The sequence below is a fragment of the Streptomyces sp. NPDC005494 genome, from assembly GCF_042872025.1.
Lineage (GTDB): Bacteria > Actinomycetota > Actinomycetes > Streptomycetales > Streptomycetaceae > Streptomyces.
Genome location: NZ_JBIAJR010000008.1, coordinates 232,261 through 249,367, shown reverse-complemented (window position 1 = coordinate 249,367; position 17,107 = coordinate 232,261). Strand labels below are relative to the sequence as shown.

The following is a 17,107-nucleotide window of genomic DNA, read 5'->3' as shown; positions in this document are numbered from 1 at the left end:
AGGTGCGGTCAGTCGGTCTCCCGGATCAGGGCGGGAGAGGGCTTCACCAGCGGGTTGCCCTTCCGGTCCCGGCCGGGTGCCGCGAGGAACAGGGCGAGGAATCCCGCGAAGAACGAGATGCTGCCCGCAAGGATGAAGGCGCCGTAGAGCCCCCAGGCGTCCACGACCAGGAAGCCCATACCCGCGCCGAGCCCGGAGACGAGTTTGGAGCTGTAGACCATGCCGTAGTTGGTGGCGTTGTTGTTCTCACCGAAGTAGTCCGCGGTCATCGCCGCGAACATCGGGAAGATGGCCCCGCCGCCGAAGCCCGAGATCGCGGAGAAGAGCAGGAAGAGCGGCAGGCTCTTCATCTCGGCCGACCAGATGATGCCGAACTGGGCCAGCCCCAGGATGACGCAGACGTAGAGCAGGCACTTCTTGCGGCCGTAGAGGTCGGAGAGCCAGCCGATGACGCCGCGCCCGGTGCCGTTGACGATCGCCTTCAGCGACATCGCCGTGGCGACGATGCCGGCGGCGAATCCGGCGTCCTGCCCGATGTCGACCTGGAAGGCGATACCGAAGATGTTCACACCGGAGGTACAGGCGAGACAGCACCACATCAGCGCCACCCGGCCGGTCCTCCATGCCTCGCCGGGGGAGTACTGCTTGACGGCCGGAGGGTTCTTCTCCAGCGCACGGCGGGCCCGGGGGTCCTCGGGCGGGTTGAGCGGGTCGATCTCGGCGGGCCACCAGTTCTTCGGCGGGTCCCGGAAGAAGAAGCCGGCACAGGCCACGAGCGCCGCGAGGAAGACACCCACCGAGACCAGGACCCACCGGAAGTTGGTGATGTCCATGAACCCGGTGAAGAGGAAGACGAACGGCACCGAACCGTAGGCGAACCCCCCGTTGACGAAGCCGGTCTTGCCGCCCCGGCGTTCCGGATACCACTTGCCGACCATGTTGACGCAGGTGGCGTACACCATCCCCGCGCCCATGCCCGAGAACACACTGAAGCCGATGTACGCGAAGATCACGTGCGGCGCGTACGCCAGCGACAGATAGCCGAGGAGAGTGCCCGTCGCGCCGAGCATCATCGCCCAGCGGGCCGGGAGCCGGCCGGTCTCCCGGAGCCTGCCGGCGGGCATCGCGACCGCGGCCTGGAAGAACACCCAGACGGTCATCATCCAGTAGATGTGACCGCTGTTCCAGTTGTGCGCGTGGTGCAGTGTGTCCTCCGCCGAAGCGAAGGCGTACTCGGCCGAGCTGATGCCCATCATGCCGACCCACGGCAGGATGACCATCCACTTGCGCTTGCGGCCCATGATGTCGATGTCGCTCTCGCCCAGCCGGTACGTGCGGCCGTTGGCGTCCGTCACCTCCCTGAAGGGGACGGATGTGGTGAGGTCTGCAGTCGTCATTGTCGATCGAACCCCTTGCGTGGAAGAAGTCTGGCCAGCGCCCCCTGCCCGTTCTCACTTCGCGCGGGGGTCCGCGGCCTCGCGCGGCATGCCGCAGACCCCGTGGTTCGAGCCGTCGTCATCAGGTCATCGGCCACCGCCCAACAGCCCGGCCGCCCTGGCCCAGCGGTACTTCGCGCCGAGCACGGCGACAGGCCGCTCCGTGGTGTACGGATAGGCGACGACGCCCCGCTCGAACAGGTACGCGCACGCCTCCTCCACCTCGGTGTCCCCGGCGAGCGACGCCACCACCGGCTTCTCGATCCCGCGTGCCCGGAACTCCTCCACCACCCGGGCCGTGAGTTCGGCGAAGACCATCGGAGGGGTGACGATCGTGTGCCAGTAACCCAGGACCAGGGCGTGGATCCGCGAATCCTCCATCCCGAGCCGGATCGTCGCCTCGTAGGTCGACGGCGGTTCCCCGCCCGTGATGTCGATCGGGTTTCCGGCCGCGCCGAACGGCGGGATGAACGCCTTGAACGCCGTGTCCAGATCGGGCGGGATCTCCATCAGCGAGAGCCCGTTGTCCACGATCGCGTCCGAGAGGAGCACCCCCGAGCCGCCGGCCCCCGTGATGATCACGACGTTGTCGCCCCGGGGCGCCGGCAGGACGGGCAGCGCCCGCGCGTACTCCAGCATGTCGTTCAGTCCCGGCGCGCGGATGACCCCCGCCTGACGCAGGATGTCGTCGTACACCGCGTCGTCCCCGGCCAGCGCGCCCGTGTGGGAACCCGCCGCCCTGGCACCCGCGCTCGTACGCCCCGCCTTGAGTACCACGACCGGCTTCCTCGGCACGGTCGCCCGCGCCGCCTCCACGAAGGCCCGCCCGTCCTTGAGGTCCTCCAGGTGCATCGCGATGCACTCGGTGTTCGGGTCCTCCCCGAACCAGGTCAGCAGGTCGTCCTCGTCGATGTCGGACTTGTTGCCGAGCCCGACGATCGCCGAGACCCCCGTCCTCGTCGACCGCGCGAAGCCCAGGATCGCCATCCCGATGCCGCCCGACTGCGAGGTCAGCGCCACCGGGCCCTTGACGTCGTACGGGGTGCAGAACGTGGCGCAGAGGTCCTGCCACGTCGAGTAGTAGCCGTAGATGTTGGGTCCCAGCAGCCGCACGCCGTACTGCTCGCCGACCGCCACGATCTCGTCCTGGAGGGCCTGTTCACCCGTCTCGGCGAAGCCGGACGGAATGAGCACGGCGTTCGGGATCCCCTTGCGGCCCACCTCCTGGAGCGCCGAAGCGACGAATTTGGCGGGGATCGCGAAGACCGCCACATCCACCTCACCGGGAACGTCGGTGACACTCTTGTACGCCTTGCGGCCGAGAATGTCATCGGCCTTGGGGTTCACCGGATGGATCTCGCCCGCGAAACCTCCGTCGATGAGGTTGCGCATCACCGAGTTGCCGATCTTCCCCTGCTCGTTGGAGGCACCGATGACCGCGATCGAACGCGGCTCCATCAGCCGGCGCATCGATACGAGGATCTCCTCCCGGCTGTAGCGGCGCCGCGCCTTGACCTCCCCGGTCGCCAGCAGGATCCGGATGTCCGCGGCCACGGCGCCGTCCGGCGACGCGATGACGGGGTTGAGGTCCACCTCCGCGATCTCCGGGAAATCCGTGACCAGTTGAGAGACCCGCCGGATCTGCTCGGCGAGCGCCCATCGGTCCACGGCCGGTGCCCCCCGTACCCCCTTCAGGATCTCCGCGGCGCCGATCGAGTCGAGCATCGACCGCGCCTCGTCCGCGGTCACCGGCGCCAGCCGGAAGGTGATGTCCTTCAGCACCTCGACCAGGACACCGCCGAGACCGAACGCCACCACCTTCCCGAACGTCGGGTCGGTGACCGCCCCGACGATGACCTCCTGGCCCGGCGGTACGAGCTGCTGGACCTGGACTCCCTCGATCCGTGCGTCCGGCGCGTAGGCCTTCGCGTTCTTCACGATGCCGCAGAAGGCCGCGCGCACCTCCTTCGCGCCCGACACGCCGACCACGACGCCGCCCGCGTCCGTCTTGTGCAGGATGTCGGGGGAGACGATCTTGAGGACGACGGACCCGCCGAGCCGGTCGGCCAGCGCCACCGCCTCGTCGACGTCACGGGCCAGGCCCTCGCCGGGCACCGTGATCCCGTAAGCGTCGGCGACGATCTTCCCCTCCGGCGCGGTGAGCGCGCCGCGCCCCTCGCTCCGGACGCGGTCGAGCAGCGCCCTGACGCGTTCCCGTTCCTGTGTCTCGACTGTTGTGGTCATGCTCAGATGACTCCGTTCGTCTTCAGCAGCCGCAGTTCCTCGTCGCCCAGGCCCAGTTCGCCGACGTACACCTCCGCGTTGTGCTCACCGAGCAGCGGTGAGGTGACGATCTCGACGGGGGAGTCGGACAGCTTCAGCGGGCTGCCGACCGTGGTGAAGGCGCCACGCTCGGGATGCTCGACGCGGACCACCATCTCGTTGGCGACGAGTGACTCGTCCTCGACGATCTCCCGGGTGGAGAGGATCGGGCCGCACGGGATGTTGTGCGCGTTGAGCTGCTCCAGGACCTCCCACTTGGGGAGCGTCGCCGACCACTCCTCGATCAGCTGGAACATCTTGTCGAGCTTCGGAAGCCGGGCCTCCGGAGTCGCCCACTCGGGGTCGTCCGCGAGCTCGGGCCGGCCGATCAGCGCCGACAGGGGCTGCCAGCCGACCGGCTGCACGATGACGTACACGTAGTCGTTGGGACCGCCCGGCGCGCACTTCACCGCCCACCCCGGCTGGCCGCCGCCGCTGGCGTTGCCGCTGCGCGGCACCTCGTCGGCGTCCGCGGTGTCCCGCGCGTTCGGGTACTCGGCGAGCGGCCCGTGCTCCAGCCGCTGCTGGTCGCGCAGCTTCACCCGGCAGAGGTTGAGCACGGCGTGCTGCATCGCCACGTTGACCCGCTGCCCGCGCCCGGTGTTCTCGCGCTGGAACAGGGCGGCGAGGATGCCGGCCACCGCGTGGATGCCGGTGCCCGAGTCGCCGATCTGGGCACCGGTCGCGAGCGGCGGGCCGTCCGCGAAGCCCGTGGTGGCCATCGAGCCGCCCATGGCCTGCGCGACGACCTCGTAGGCCTTGAAGTTGGTGTACGGGCCCTCGCCGAAACCCTTGATGGAGGCGTAGACGATCCGCGGGTTGATCTCCCGGATCCGCTCCCAGGTGAACCCCATGCGGTCCACGGCGCCCGGGCCGAAGTTCTCCACCATGACGTCGCTGCGGCGGATGAGCTCGGTGAGGATCTCCTTGCCGCGCTCGCTCTTGGTGTTGAGTGTGATGCTCCGCTTGTTGCAGTTCAGCATCGTGAAGTAGAGGGAGTCGACGTCGGGCAGATCGCGCAACTGCTTGCGGGTGATGTCCCCGCCCGGCGCCTCCAGCTTGACCACGTCCGCCCCGAGCCAGCCGAGCAGCTGGGTGGCGGAGGGACCGGACTGTACGTGCGTCATGTCGAGGACGCGCACGCCCTCAAGAGCTTTGGTCATGCCAACCGCTCCTCTACTTGTACATGGTCTGGTTCATCGTTCCGGGGGCGTACGCGTCGGGGTCGACCCAGACGTTGATCAGCGAGGGCAGCCCGGACTCCCGGGCCCTGCGCAGCGCGGGTGCGATGTCGGCGGGGTCGCGCACCTCTTCGCCATAACCGCCCAGCATCTGGGCGAACTTGTCGTAGTGGACATCACCGAGGGTGTTGCCGATCCGTTCGCGCTCGTCGCCGTACTTGGCCTTCTGGCCGTAACGGATCTGGTTCATCGAGGAGTTGTTGCCGACGATGCCCACGAAGGGCAGGTTGTAGCGGACCAGCGTCTCGAAGTCCCACCCGGTCAGTGAGAACGCTCCGTCGCCGAACAGCGCCACGACCTCCTTGTCCGGCCGGGCCTGCTTCGCCGCCAGCACGAAGGGCACCCCGACGCCGAGCGTGCCGAGCGGGCCCGGGTCCATCCAGTGGCCGGGGGTGCGGGGCTGGACGACCTGGCCGGAGAAGGTGACGATGTCGCCGCCGTCGCCTATGTAGACGGAGTCCTCCGTCAGGAAGTCGTTGATCTCGCTCACCAGCCGGTACGGATGGATGGGCGAGGCGTCCGACCTCAGCTGCGGCAGCCGCTTCTCGATCGCGGTCTGCTCGGCGGCGCGCAACTCGTCCAGCCAGGCCTTGCGCAGGGCCGAGCCGCCGTTGAGGCGCCCGCTCGCGGCCTCCGTCACCGACTTCAGCACGACGGACGCGTCCCCGACGATCCCGAGGTCGATGTCGCGGTTCTTGCCCACCGTGCGGTAGTCGAGGTCGACCTGGACCACGGTCGCGTCCGGCGACAGCCGCTTGCCGTAGCCCATGCGGAAGTCGAAGGGCGTTCCCACGATCACGATGAGGTCGGCGTTGGAGAACGCGTAGCGCCGGGAGAGCTGGAAGTGGTGCGGATCGCCCGGCGGGAGGGTGCCCCGGCCCGCGCCGTTCATGTAGGCGGGGATGTTGAGGGTGCGTACGAGCTCGGTGGCGGCGTCGGTGGCCCGGGTCGTCCAGACCTGGCTGCCCAGCAGGATCGCGGGCTTCTCGGCGTGGACCAGGAGATCGGCGAGCTTCTCGATGTCGGCCGGGTCGCCGGCCGACCGGGTGGAGGCGCGGTACAGGCCGGCCTCGGGGACCCGTGCCCTGGCCGCCGGGACCTTCGCGTCGAGCACATCGCGCGGGATCTCCAGGAACGAGGGCCCCGGCGCCCCGTGGTAGCACTCCCTGAACGCCATCGACACCATGTCCGCCGCCCGCGCGGTGTCCGGCACGGTGGCCGCGAACTTGGTGATGGGCGTCATCATGTCGACGTGCGGCAGGTCCTGGAGCGATCCCATCTTGTGCTGCGTGTGCGCTCCCTGACCTCCGATCAGGAGCATCGGTGACTCGGCGCGGAAGGCGTTGGCGACACCGGTGACCGCGTCGGTGGTTCCCGGCCCGGCGGTGACGACGGCGCACCCCGGCTTACCGGTGATCCGGGCGTAGCCGTCGGCGGCGTGTGCGGCGACCTGCTCGTGGCGTACGTCGACGACTTCGATGCCCTCGTCGACGCAGCCGTCGTAGATGTCGATGATGTGGCCGCCGCAGAGGGTGTAGATGCGTTCGACCCCCTCCGCCTTGAGTGCCTTGGCGACCAAGTGCCCACCGGAGATGAGGTTCTGGCTGTCCTGGCTGTCCTCGGGCATGGCGATGTCCTGTCCCTTCGTAGGGGAGTGCGGGAGCCGTTCCGCCGCTCTCGCGGTACATTGCATACAGTCGACGAATACTGTATGAAGCTTGTTATCCCGCATCCGGTGGGTGGTGTCCAGGGGGCGTGCGGCACTTTCACAATCGGCACGATCGGGAGTGGCTATGGATCTGTACGAGCACCAGGCAAGGCAACTCTTCGCGGATCACGGCATCGCCGTGCCGGAAGCCGAGGTCGTGGACCATCCGTCCGCCGTCCACGCAGCGGCCGAGCGGCTCGGCGGCCGCGTCGTGGTCAAGGCGCAGGTCAAGGTCGGTGGCCGGGGCAAAGCGGGCGGGGTGAAAATGGCGGCCGACCCGGCCGCCGCCGTGGTCGTCGCACGCGGGATCCTCGGCGCGGACATCAAGGGCCACACGGTCCGCTCCGTGATGCTCGCCCAACCCGTCGACATCCAGGACGAGTTCTACGTCAGCTACGTCCTGGACCGGGCCGCCGGCACCTTCCTCGCCATCGCCTCCGCCGAGGGCGGCATGGACATCGAGGAGGTGGCGGCCACCCGCCCCGAGGCGGTGGCACGCATCCCCGTCGACCCGGCCGAGGGGGTCACCGCCGCCACGGCGGCCCGGATCGCCGAGGCGGCCTCACTCCCCGCCGAGACCGCTCCCGTGCTCCAGGCGCTGTGGCGGGTCCTCACCCAGGAGGACGCCCTGCTGGTCGAGGTCAACCCGCTGGTGCGTACGGCGGACGGCCGGATACTCGCGCTCGACGGCAAGGTCACCCTTGACGACAACGCGGCCTTCAGGCAGCCCCGTCGGGGCTCCGACTCCGCGGACCCGCACGGTGACCCACTGGAGGCGGCGGCTGCCGCCAAGGGGCTGAACTACGTCAGGCTCGACGGTGAGGTCGGCATCATCGGCAACGGCGCGGGGCTCGTCATGTCGACCCTCGACGTGGTCGCCGGCTGCGGAGCCCGCCCCGCCAACTTCCTCGACATCGGGGGCGGAGCGTCCGCACGCGTCATGGCCGACGGTCTCACCGTCATCCTCTCGGACCCCTCGGTGAAGTCCGTCTTCGTCAACGTCTTCGGCGGGATCACGGCGTGCGACGCGGTCGCCGACGGGATCGTGCAGGCGCTGGACTCCGTCCACCTCACCAGACCCCTGGTGGTCCGGCTCGACGGCAACAGCGCGGCGCGGGGCCGCGCGATCCTCGACGAACGTGCGCACCCGATGGTCCAGCAGGTCACGACGATGGACGGCGCAGCCGGCCGGGCAGCCCAACTGGCCCTGGGAGGGCACTGATCATGGCGATCTTCCTCAGCAAGGAGAGCAAGGTACTCGTCCAGGGCATGACCGGCGCCGAGGGCATGAAGCACACCCGGCGCATGCTCGCCGCGGGCACCCAGATCGTCGGCGGTGTCAACCCGCGCAAGGCGGGGCACACCGTGGACCTGGACGACCGCACCGTCCCCGTCTTCGGCTCCGTACAGGACGGCATGGACGCCACCGGCGCCGACGTCACCGTCGTCTTCGTCCCGCCGCCGTTCGCCAGGGCGGCCGTCGTCGAGGCGGCGGACGCGGGCATCGGCCTGGCCGTGGTCATCACGGAGGGCATCCCCGTCCACGACGCGGTGGCCTTCCACGCCCACGCCCGGGCGCGCGGCACCCGCATCCTCGGGCCCAACTGCCCCGGGGTGATCAGCCCCGGGCAGTCCAACGCGGGCATCATCCCGGCCGACATCGCGACGAAGCCCGGCCGCATCGGCCTGGTGTCCAAGTCGGGCACCCTGACCTACCAGCTCATGCACGAACTGCGCGAGACGGGCTTCTCGACGGCCGTGGGCATCGGCGGGGACCCGGTGATCGGCACGACGCACATCGACTGCCTGACGGCCTTCGAGAACGACCCCGACACCGAACTCATCGTCCTGATCGGCGAGATCGGCGGGGACGCGGAGGAACGCGCGGCCGCCCACATAGCCCAGCACATCACGAAACCCGTGGTCGGCTACATCGCGGGATTCACCGCGCCCGAGGGCAAGACCATGGGCCACGCGGGGGCGATCGTCTCGGGTTCGTCGGGCACGGCCGAGGCGAAGAAGAAGGCGTTGGAGGCGGCGGGCGTCGCCGTGGGCGCCACCCCGACGGAGACGGCACGCCTGGCGGAGAACAGGCTGCGCGGCTGAACGCAGCCGCTTCAAGAAGGCCGTCGCCAGACCGCGCGGCATCAGCCGGTCCGGCGAGGTGGTCCCGGCGTGGGAGCGGAGCCGCAGGCGCCGCACCCCGGTGCCCCCTGCCCCGCGCCACCGCCGACCGGTTCCTCCCCGCGACCCCAGCGCCCCGCCTCCCCGAACCACAGTAACCCGCACTCCAGAGCGGGGACCCAGTCATCCCGCACCTCCAGAGCGGGGACCCCAGTCCTCCCGCACCTCCAGAGCGGAGACGCCAGTCACCCCCGCACTCCAGAGCGGGGACCCCAGTCATCCCGCACCTCCAGAGCGGAGACCCCATGACCACGGCACCCACACCGACGTCCACGACCCCGCCCCGCACCCCCGGCCCCGTCCCCCTCGTCCTCAAGCCGGGAACCGCCTGGCAGGACGCCTGGCGCCGCTGTCTCGCCACCGCGCCCGAGGCCTTCCAGGACGACCGCGTACGCAACCTCTGGGCCGCCGCCTGGCACTCCGACGGCCGTAGCCTCCCCGCGACCAGCCCTGTCGACGGCACCCCCGTCAGCGGGCCGCCCCGACTCGACGCCGCCGCCGCCCGGCAGGCGGTGCGTGCCTCCCTCGACGCCCACCGGGCCTGGCGGCACGTCCCGCTGCCCGAGCGCCGCGCCCGGGTGTCGGCGACGCTCGACGCCCTCGCCGAGCACCGCGAGCTCCTCGCCCTGCTCCTGGTCTGGGAGATCGGCAAGCCCTGGCATCTCGCCCAGGCCGATGTGGACCGGGCGATCGACGGCGCCCGCTGGTACGTCGACCACAGCGACCGCCTGCTGGCCGGCCGCACACCGCTCGCCGGTCCCGTCTCCAACATCGCCAGCTGGAACTACCCCATGTCCGTACTGGTCCACGCGATGCTCGTACAGGCCCTCGCCGGCAACGCCGTGATCGCCAAGACGCCCACCGACGGCGGGGTCGCCTGCCTCACCCTGGCCTGCGCGCTCGCCGCCCGCGAGGGCCTGCCGCTCACCCTCCTCAGCGGCAGCGGGAGCGAACTGTCCGAGCCGCTGGTCCGGTCGGCCGAGATCGGCTGTGTCTCGTTCGTCGGCGGGAGGGACACCGGCGCGCGCATCGCGACCGCCGTCGCCGACCTCGGCAAGCGCCACATCCTGGAACAGGAGGGACTCAACACCTGGGGCTTCTGGAACCACACGGACTGGCAGTCCTTCTCCCACGTGGTCCCCAAGCTCTTCGACTACGGCAAGCAACGCTGCACCGCCTACCCCCGCTTCGTCGTCCAGCGCACCCTCTTCGCGGACTTCCTCGCGGCGTACCTGCCCGCCGTGCGCTCCCTGCGCATCGGTCACCCCCTCGCCGTGGAGCACCCCTCCGACCCGCTCCCCGTACTGGACTTCGGCCCGCTGATCAACGCCACCAAGGCCAAGGAACTGCACGACCAGGTCACCGAGGCGATCGACCGCGGGGCCGTGCCCCTCCATCAGGGATCCGCGGCGGACGCCCGCTTCCTCCCCGGTCAGGACACCAGCGCCTATCTCCACCCGGTCACGCTCCTGAACCCACCGCCCTCCTCGCCGCTCCACCACGCGGAACCCTTCGGCCCGGTCGACACGATCGTGCTGGTCGACACCGAGGCCGAACTCCTCGCCGCCATGAACGCGTCCAACGGAGCCCTCGTCGCCACCCTGTCCACCGACGACCCCGCGACCTACGAGCGGCTCGCCCCACAGATCCGCGCCTTCAAGACCGGTCACGGCAAGCCCCGTTCGCGGGGCGACCGCGAAGAGCTCTTCGGAGGCTTCGGAGGGTCCTGGCGCGGCGCGTTCGTCGGCGGCGAACTGCTCGTACGGGCCGTGACCGACGGCCCCGGGGAGGAGAGGCTGCCGGGCAACTTCCCGGACCACCACCTCATGCCGTAGCCGCGGCCGTCAGGCGATTCCCTGCCGGTCCGGGCGCAGTGCGAACGCCCGCCCGGCCGCCTCGGGAACCGTGCGCTCCACCGCCTCGACCAGGAGCGCACGGTGCCTGAGCAGCGGCTTGCCGCGCTCCTCGGAGGCCAGCAGCAAGAGGTCGTCCAGCCCCGCCAGGAACCGTCGCGTCACCTGAGGGCTGGACGCCGCGCACCCCCGGATCTCCTCGAACGCGAGATCGACGAGCTCCGTCCACCCCGGCACCTCCTGGACGAGCCGCACCGCACCCCGCCGGTCCCGGTGGTGCAAGGGGCCGAGCGGAAGATGCACCGCGACGGAGAGGAACTGCACGATGCGGTCCAGGCACTGCACCGCCGTGGTCGGGTCGTTCACGGAGGACGAGAGGGCGCGCAGCGCGATGTCCGACAACTGCCGCAGCCCGAACGCCGGATCCTGGTACAGGCTGCGCTCGACCCCGACCAGCACCGTACGCCGCAGGGTGCCCGGCGGCGGGAGGGGGCCGCCGTGCGCGGTCAGCACCGGGGTACCGGGCACCAGGAAGTCCCCGGCACGAGGCACCAGCCGCAGCACCACCCCGTGCCGTCGCGCGGCTCGCACCAGCCGTGACACCCGCACACTCCGCAGCACCCCGGCCCGCCCCCGGTGCGCCGCCCGCGCCGTCTCCGGGCCGGGCTCCGGCGCCGGGTCCGGCGCCTGGGGCTGACGCTTCAGGGCGTCGAGCGATTCGCGGGTGATGTGGTCGAGGACGGGACCGACCTGCATCAGCCGCAGCGTGGACGAGACGTAGGCGACGAACAGCAGCAGACTCAGGCCCACCAGTCCCAGCGTGAGCAGGCTCTGCAGCAGCGGCACCGATGTCACCCGCCGGGGGTCCGGATCGGTTCCGCCCTCGTACGAGGTCAGCACGAGCAGGGAGAAGGCGAAGGTCGCCAGGAACACCGTCAGGGTGAGCTTGCTGATCCTGCTCCGCACGAAGATGCGGACCACGCGCGGGGTGAGCTGCCCGCTCGCCATCTGCACGGCCACCAGCGAGATGCTGAACACGACGCCGATGAAGGTCATCATCGCCGCGCTCACCGTGGTGACGATCGTCCGCGCGTCCCCGGCGAAGGCCAGCAGGTCCTCGAGCTCCTGGTACGCCCCCTCCTCCCGCAGGAGCGTGACGATCCTGGTGTCCAGCTCGGAGAGTCCCCACCAGATGACGAAGGCGGCCAGCAGTCCCGACACCGGCGTGAACCAGAAGGTGTCCCGCAGCCGCTCCCGGAGCAAGGACAGCGAGGACGCCGATGACGGCGAGGTCGGTGCGGGGGGCCGCCGGCGGGCGTACTCACTCCCGCCGCTCGGGACACTCTTGCCACTCATGCCCGCGAAGGTAGCCCGGCGCGACTGTGCGTACACGGCACGCCACGATATGTGCGCATGTCGGCGTCAGGGGTGTCCGGAAGTGCCCGCACCGCACTGACCACGGGAAACGCAGGTGAGAGGCACCCCGAACCCCTGGTATTGTTTTCTTTGTCGCCACGGGGAACACCCCGGGACGACAGACACCTTGTCCGGGTGGCGGAATGGCAGACGCGCTAGCTTGAGGTGCTAGTGCCCTTTATCGGGCGTGGGGGTTCAAGTCCCCCCTCGGACACCAGCGAAGACCCCAGTTCATCTGGGGTCTTCTTGCGTTCCCGGGGGTGCGGTCGCCGGCGCCGACCGCCTCACCCTCCCGCATCACGATCCGGTCTCGTCCCACCGTCGGGTACTTGTTTTCCTTCGTGTAATCGATTCCAATCTCCCGTGTAATCGATTCCACGCGCTTCCAGCTGGTTTCGAGGCTACGGAAACCACAAGGAGGTGGTCCCGGAAATGGCGAGCATCAAGGATGTCGCGGCCCAGGCAGGAGTCTCTGTCGCCACGGTCTCCCGCGTACTCAACAGCCATCCCTCCGTCAGCCCGGACGCACGCGCCCGCGTCCTCGCCGCAGTCGAAGCCCTCGGCTACCGGCCCAACGCCGTGGCCCGCTCGCTGCGTACCGACCAGACCCGCACGCTCGGCCTCGTCATCAGCGATGTGCTCAACCCCTACTTCACCGCGCTGGCCCGCTCCGTGGAGGAGGAGGCCCGTGCGCTCGGCTACAGCGTGATCATCGGCAACGCCGACGAGAAGCCCGACCAGCAGGACCATCACGTCCGCACGCTCCTGGACCGCAGGATCGACGGGCTCCTGGTCTCGCCGGCCGACGGCGGGTCCCCGCTGCTGCTGGACGTGGCCCGCACCGGCACCCCGATGGTCTTCGTGGACCGCTGGATCCCCGGACTGGACGTCCCCGTCGTACGCGCGGACGGTCACCGGGCCATCCAGGAGCTGGTGGCCCACCTGTACGCCCTCGGCCACCGCAGGCTCGCGATCATCGCCGGTCCCGCCGCCACGACCACGGGCAACGAGCGCGTCGAGGCCTTCCGTGAGGCGATGCGCGCCCACGGCCTCGCGCTCCCCGCCGCCTACATCGGGCAGGGCGACTTCCAGGCCGACAGCGGGCGCCGCGCCACCGAGCACTTCCTGTCGCTCCCCGAACCGCCCGAGATCGTGTTCGCCGCCGACAACCTCATGGCGCTCGGCGCCCTGGACGCCATCCGCGCACGCGGCCTGCGCGTCCCCGAGGACATCGGGATCGCGGCCTTCGACGACATCCCGTGGTTCGTGCACACCGGCCCGCCGATCACCGCGATCGCCCAGCCCACGGGCGACCTCGGCCGTGCAGCCGTGCGCGCCCTGGTCGACATCGTCGAGGGCCGCCCCCCGCAGTCCGTCACCCTGCCCGCCGCCCTCGTCGTACGCAGCTCCTGCGGCGAGCGCACCTCCACCCCGGGAGCAACGAGTGAGTGAATCGGTCGAGTTGCTGCGCATCGAAGGCGTACGCAAGACCTTCCCCGGTGTCGTCGCCCTGGACAGCGTGGACTTCGATCTGCGCAGCGGCGAAGTGCACGTCCTGCTCGGTGAGAACGGTGCAGGCAAGAGCACCCTCATCAAGATGCTCTCCGGCGCCTACCGGCCGGACGCCGGCCGGATCTTCGCCGGCGGCCAGGAGGTGCGCATCCACGGCGCGCAGGACGCCGAGAAGCTCGGGATCGCCACGATCTACCAGGAGTTCAACCTGGTGCCCGATCTGACGGTCGCGGAGAACATCTTCCTCGGCCGCCAGCCCCGCCGCTTCGGCATGATCGACCGGCGGACCATGGAAGCCGACGCCGAGGTGCTCCTGCGCCGCGTGGGCCTGCACGTCTCGCCCCGGGCCAGGGTCCGCGAACTGGGCATCGCCCGGCTTCAGATGGTCGAGATCGCGAAGGCGCTCAGCCTCGACGCACGCGTCCTGATCATGGACGAACCGACCGCCGTCCTCACCTCCGAGGAGGTCGACAAGCTCTTCGGGATCGTGCGCCAACTCCGCGCGGACGGCGTCGGGATCGTCTTCATCACGCACCACCTCGACGAGATCGCCGCCCTCGGCGACCGTGTCACCGTCCTGCGCGACGGCCGGAGCATCGACCAGGTGCCCGCCTCGACCCCCGAGGCGGAACTCGTCCAGCTCATGGTGGGGCGCAGCATCGAGCAGCAGTACCCGCGCGAACGTCCGGAGACCGGCGCCCCGCTGCTCTCCGTCCGTGGACTCACCCGCGACGGGATCTTCCACGACATCAGCTTCGACGTGAAGGCCGGTGAGGTCGTCGGCCTCGCCGGACTCGTCGGAGCGGGGCGCACCGAGGTCGCCCGCGCCGTCTTCGGAGCCGACCCCTACGACACCGGCACCGTCGACGTGAACGGCGAGCGGCTGGGCAAACACGACGTGACCGCCGCCATGGGCGCCGGAATCGGGCTCGTCCCCGAGGACCGCAAGGGGCAGGGCCTCGTGCTCGACGCCTCCGTGCAGGAGAATCTCGGCCTCGTCACCCTCCGCTCGGCGACCCGCAGCGGAATCGTCGACGTCAAGGGGCAGCGCACCGCCGCCGCGCGCATCGCCGAACAGCTCGGCGTACGGATGGCCGGGCTCGGCCAGCACGTCCGCACGCTGTCCGGCGGGAACCAGCAGAAGGTCGTCATCGGCAAGTGGCTCCTGGCCGACACCAGGGTGCTGATCCTCGACGAGCCGACGCGCGGCATCGACGTCGGTGCCAAGGTCGAGATCTACCAGCTCATCAACGAGCTCACGGCCTCCGGGCACGCCGTCCTGATGATCTCCAGCGACCTGCCCGAGGTCCTCGGCATGAGCGACCGGGTCCTGGTCATGGCCCAGGGCCGCATCGCCGGGGAACTCCCCGCACACGAAGCTACCCAGGACGCGGTGATGGCACTCGCCGTCAGCTCCGCTCCTGTCGTCACACCCACCGAGAAGGCAGAGGAGGGCCCCCGTGGCCACTGACACGCATCCGAGCAAGGCGGGCGCGGGCGGCGCCGGACACACCCTTCGCCGCCTCCTGCTCGACAACGGCGCACTCAGCGCCCTGGTCGTCCTCCTGGTGGCGATGTCGCTGCTGTCCGGCGACTTCCTCACCACCCAGAACCTCCTGAACGTCGGCGTCCAGGCGGCGGTCACCGCGATCCTCGCGTTCGGTGTCACCTTCGTCATCGTCTCGGCGGGCATCGACCTGTCGGTCGGCTCGGTCGCCGCGCTCTCCGCCACCGTGCTCGCCTGGTCGGCGACGTCCGCCGGCGTTCCCGTCTGGCTGGCGGTCATCCTGGCCGTCGTCACCGGCATCGCCTGTGGATTCGTCAGCGGCGCCCTCGTCGCCTACGGCAAACTGCCCTCGTTCATCGCGACCCTGGCCATGCTCTCGGTGGCCCGTGGGCTGTCACTCGTCATCTCCCAGGGCCGGCCGATCCCCTTCCCCGACTCCGTCTCCGTGCTCGGCGACACCCTCGGCGGCTGGCTGCCCGTCCCGGTCCTCGTGATGATCGCGATGGGCCTGATAGCGGCCCTCATCCTGGCCCGTACCTACATCGGCCGCTCCATGTACGCGATCGGCGGCAACGAGGAGGCGGCCCGTCTCTCCGGGCTGCGGGTCAAGAAGCAGAAGCTGGCCATCTACGCGCTGTCCGGTCTCTTCGCCGCCGTCGCGGGTATCGTCCTCGCCTCCCGTCTGGTCTCCGCGCAGCCGCAGGCCGCGCAGGGATACGAGCTCGACGCGATCGCCGCGGTCGTCATCGGCGGCGCCAGCCTCGCCGGCGGCGTCGGCAAGGCATCGGGCACCCTGATCGGCGCGCTCATCCTCGCGGTGCTGCGCAACGGCCTCAACCTTCTCTCCGTTTCCGCCTTCTGGCAGCAGGTCGTCATCGGTGTCGTGATCGCCCTCGCCGTGCTGCTCGACACCCTGCGCCGCAAGGCCGGATCGGGCGCCGCGTCGGCGGGCGGCTCGTCCGCGGCCCCCGGTGCACCCGGCAAGGGCCGAAAGGGAGCGATGCAGATCGGCATCGCGGTGGTCTGCCTGGCCGCCGTCATCGCCGCCGTGACCTTCTTCAAGTCCGGTTCCTCCGGTACCACCACCAAGGTGGGCATGTCGCTCTCCACCCTGAACAACCCCTTCTTCGTCCAGATGAAGGAGGGCGCGCAGGAGGAGGCCGAGAAGGCGGGGATCGACCTCACCGTCACCGACGCCCAGAACGACGCCTCGCAGCAGGCCAACCAGCTGGAGAACTTCACCAGTTCCGGGGTGGACTCCGTCATCGTCAACCCGGTGGACTCCGACGCGGTCGGCCCCGGGGTCAGGGGCGCCAACAAGGCGGGCATCCCGGTCGTCGCCGCCGACCGCGGTGTCAACAAGGCCGAGACCGCGACGCTCGTGGCCTCCGACAACGTGGCGGGCGGCAAGCTCGCAGCGAAGACACTCGCCGACCGGCTCGGCGGCAAGGGCAGCATCGTCGTCCTCCAGGGAACCGCGGGTACCTCCGCCAGCCGGGAGCGCGGCGCGGGCTTCGCCGCAGGCATCAAGGCCTACCCGGGCATCAAGGTCGTCGCCACCCAGCCGGCCGACTTCGACCGCACCAAAGGCCTGGACGTCATGACGAACGTCCTCCAGTCCCACCCGGGTATCACCGGTGTCTTCGCCGAGAACGACGAGATGGCGCTCGGCGCCGTGAAGGCACTCGGCAGCAGGGCCGGGAAGTCCGTCGCGGTCGTCGGCTTCGACGGGACCCCGGACGGGCTGACGGCCGTCGAGGCGGGCACGCTGTACGCCTCCGTGGCCCAGCAGCCCGGCGAACTGGGCAGGATCGCCGTGCAGAACGCGGTCCGCGCCGCGGAGGGCAAGAAGATCGGCAGCATGGTGAAGGTGCCGGTCAAGGTCGTCACCCGGCAGAACGTCGCCGACTTCTCCTGATCACGGAAGG

Annotated in this window: 11 protein-coding genes and 1 tRNA gene; 7 read left to right on the top strand and 5 right to left on the bottom strand. The window is 70.2% G+C overall.

Annotation, left to right across the window (positions count from 1 at the left end; all coding sequences use genetic code 11):
- Positions 1-8: 8 nt before the first annotated feature.
- The 4 genes from ACFYQ6_RS23630 to ACFYQ6_RS23615 all read right to left on the bottom strand — a co-directional run bounded on the left by ACFYQ6_RS23630 (position 9) and on the right by ACFYQ6_RS23615 (position 6,626).
- Positions 9-1,397 (bottom strand): OFA family MFS transporter, encoded by a 1,389-nt coding sequence (locus ACFYQ6_RS23630; RefSeq protein WP_361577693.1) that lies wholly within the window; start codon positions 1,395-1,397, stop codon positions 9-11.
- A 126-nt stretch (positions 1,398-1,523) separates the two neighbouring features.
- The gene (locus ACFYQ6_RS23625) at positions 1,524-3,680 is read right to left on the bottom strand and encodes an acetate--CoA ligase family protein (RefSeq protein ID WP_388764748.1); all 2,157 of its coding nucleotides are present in this window, start codon (positions 3,678-3,680) and stop codon (positions 1,524-1,526) included.
- Positions 3,681-3,682: 2 nt separating this feature from the next.
- Positions 3,683-4,921 (bottom strand): formyl-CoA transferase, encoded by a 1,239-nt coding sequence (frc, locus tag ACFYQ6_RS23620; protein WP_361577698.1) that lies wholly within the window; start codon positions 4,919-4,921, stop codon positions 3,683-3,685.
- A 13-nt stretch (positions 4,922-4,934) separates the two neighbouring features.
- Positions 4,935-6,626, bottom strand: coding sequence for a thiamine pyrophosphate-binding protein (locus ACFYQ6_RS23615; protein ID WP_361577701.1), 1,692 nt, complete (start codon positions 6,624-6,626; stop codon positions 4,935-4,937).
- A gap of 166 nt (positions 6,627-6,792) precedes the next feature.
- On the opposite strand from ACFYQ6_RS23615, the gene sucC reads away from it, so the two are divergent.
- The 3 genes from sucC to ACFYQ6_RS23600 all read left to right on the top strand — a co-directional run bounded on the left by sucC (position 6,793) and on the right by ACFYQ6_RS23600 (position 10,726).
- Positions 6,793-7,929 (top strand): ADP-forming succinate--CoA ligase subunit beta, encoded by a 1,137-nt coding sequence (gene sucC / locus ACFYQ6_RS23610; RefSeq protein WP_361577704.1) that lies wholly within the window; start codon positions 6,793-6,795, stop codon positions 7,927-7,929.
- Between the two features lie 2 nt (positions 7,930-7,931).
- The gene (gene sucD / locus ACFYQ6_RS23605) at positions 7,932-8,813 is read left to right on the top strand and encodes a succinate--CoA ligase subunit alpha (protein WP_388764746.1); all 882 of its coding nucleotides are present in this window, start codon (positions 7,932-7,934) and stop codon (positions 8,811-8,813) included.
- Positions 8,814-9,136: 323 nt separating this feature from the next.
- On the top strand, positions 9,137-10,726 hold the full coding sequence (locus ACFYQ6_RS23600; protein ID WP_388764744.1) for an aldehyde dehydrogenase family protein: 1,590 nt from the start codon (positions 9,137-9,139) through the stop codon (positions 10,724-10,726).
- Between the two features lie 9 nt (positions 10,727-10,735).
- Here ACFYQ6_RS23600 and ACFYQ6_RS23595 read toward each other — a convergent pair whose 3' ends face one another.
- On the bottom strand, positions 10,736-12,100 hold the full coding sequence (locus tag ACFYQ6_RS23595) for a DUF2254 domain-containing protein (RefSeq protein WP_361577712.1): 1,365 nt from the start codon (positions 12,098-12,100) through the stop codon (positions 10,736-10,738).
- Between the two features lie 189 nt (positions 12,101-12,289).
- Between ACFYQ6_RS23595 and ACFYQ6_RS23590 the strand changes: the two genes are divergently transcribed.
- The 4 genes from ACFYQ6_RS23590 (at position 12,290) to ACFYQ6_RS23575 (ending at position 17,097) form a co-directional block, all read left to right on the top strand.
- Positions 12,290-12,377, top strand: a tRNA-Leu gene (locus tag ACFYQ6_RS23590).
- A 215-nt stretch (positions 12,378-12,592) separates the two neighbouring features.
- Positions 12,593-13,612, top strand: a complete 1,020-nt coding sequence (locus ACFYQ6_RS23585; protein ID WP_361577715.1) for a LacI family DNA-binding transcriptional regulator — start codon at positions 12,593-12,595, stop codon at positions 13,610-13,612.
- Entirely contained in the window at positions 13,605-15,143 is a 1,539-nt protein-coding gene (locus ACFYQ6_RS23580; protein WP_361577718.1) for a sugar ABC transporter ATP-binding protein, read from the top strand. The genes ACFYQ6_RS23585 and ACFYQ6_RS23580 overlap by 8 nt, the downstream gene beginning before the upstream one ends.
- A complete protein-coding gene (locus ACFYQ6_RS23575; RefSeq protein WP_361577721.1) occupies positions 15,133-17,097 on the top strand; it encodes a substrate-binding domain-containing protein in 1,965 nt (654 codons plus the stop codon). Before ACFYQ6_RS23580 ends, ACFYQ6_RS23575 begins: the two co-directional genes overlap by 11 nt.
- Positions 17,098-17,107 lie beyond the last annotated feature (10 nt).

Bases quoted from the DNA above. Each gene is read 5' to 3' on its own strand.
- ACFYQ6_RS23630 (WP_361577693.1), bottom strand. From the start codon at position 1,397: ATGACGACTGCAGACCTCACCACATCCGTCCCCTTCAGGGAGGTGACG.
- ACFYQ6_RS23625 (WP_388764748.1), bottom strand. From the start codon at position 3,680: ATGACCACAACAGTCGAGACACAGGAACGGGAACGCGTCAGGGCGCTG.
- frc (WP_361577698.1), bottom strand. From the start codon at position 4,921: ATGACCAAAGCTCTTGAGGGCGTGCGCGTCCTCGACATGACGCACGTA.
- ACFYQ6_RS23615 (WP_361577701.1), bottom strand. From the start codon at position 6,626: ATGCCCGAGGACAGCCAGGACAGCCAGAACCTCATCTCCGGTGGGCAC.
- sucC (WP_361577704.1), top strand. From the start codon at position 6,793: ATGGATCTGTACGAGCACCAGGCAAGGCAACTCTTCGCGGATCACGGC.
- sucD (WP_388764746.1), top strand. From the start codon at position 7,932: ATGGCGATCTTCCTCAGCAAGGAGAGCAAGGTACTCGTCCAGGGCATG.
- ACFYQ6_RS23600 (WP_388764744.1), top strand. From the start codon at position 9,137: ATGACCACGGCACCCACACCGACGTCCACGACCCCGCCCCGCACCCCC.
- ACFYQ6_RS23595 (WP_361577712.1), bottom strand. From the start codon at position 12,100: ATGAGTGGCAAGAGTGTCCCGAGCGGCGGGAGTGAGTACGCCCGCCGG.
- ACFYQ6_RS23585 (WP_361577715.1), top strand. From the start codon at position 12,593: ATGGCGAGCATCAAGGATGTCGCGGCCCAGGCAGGAGTCTCTGTCGCC.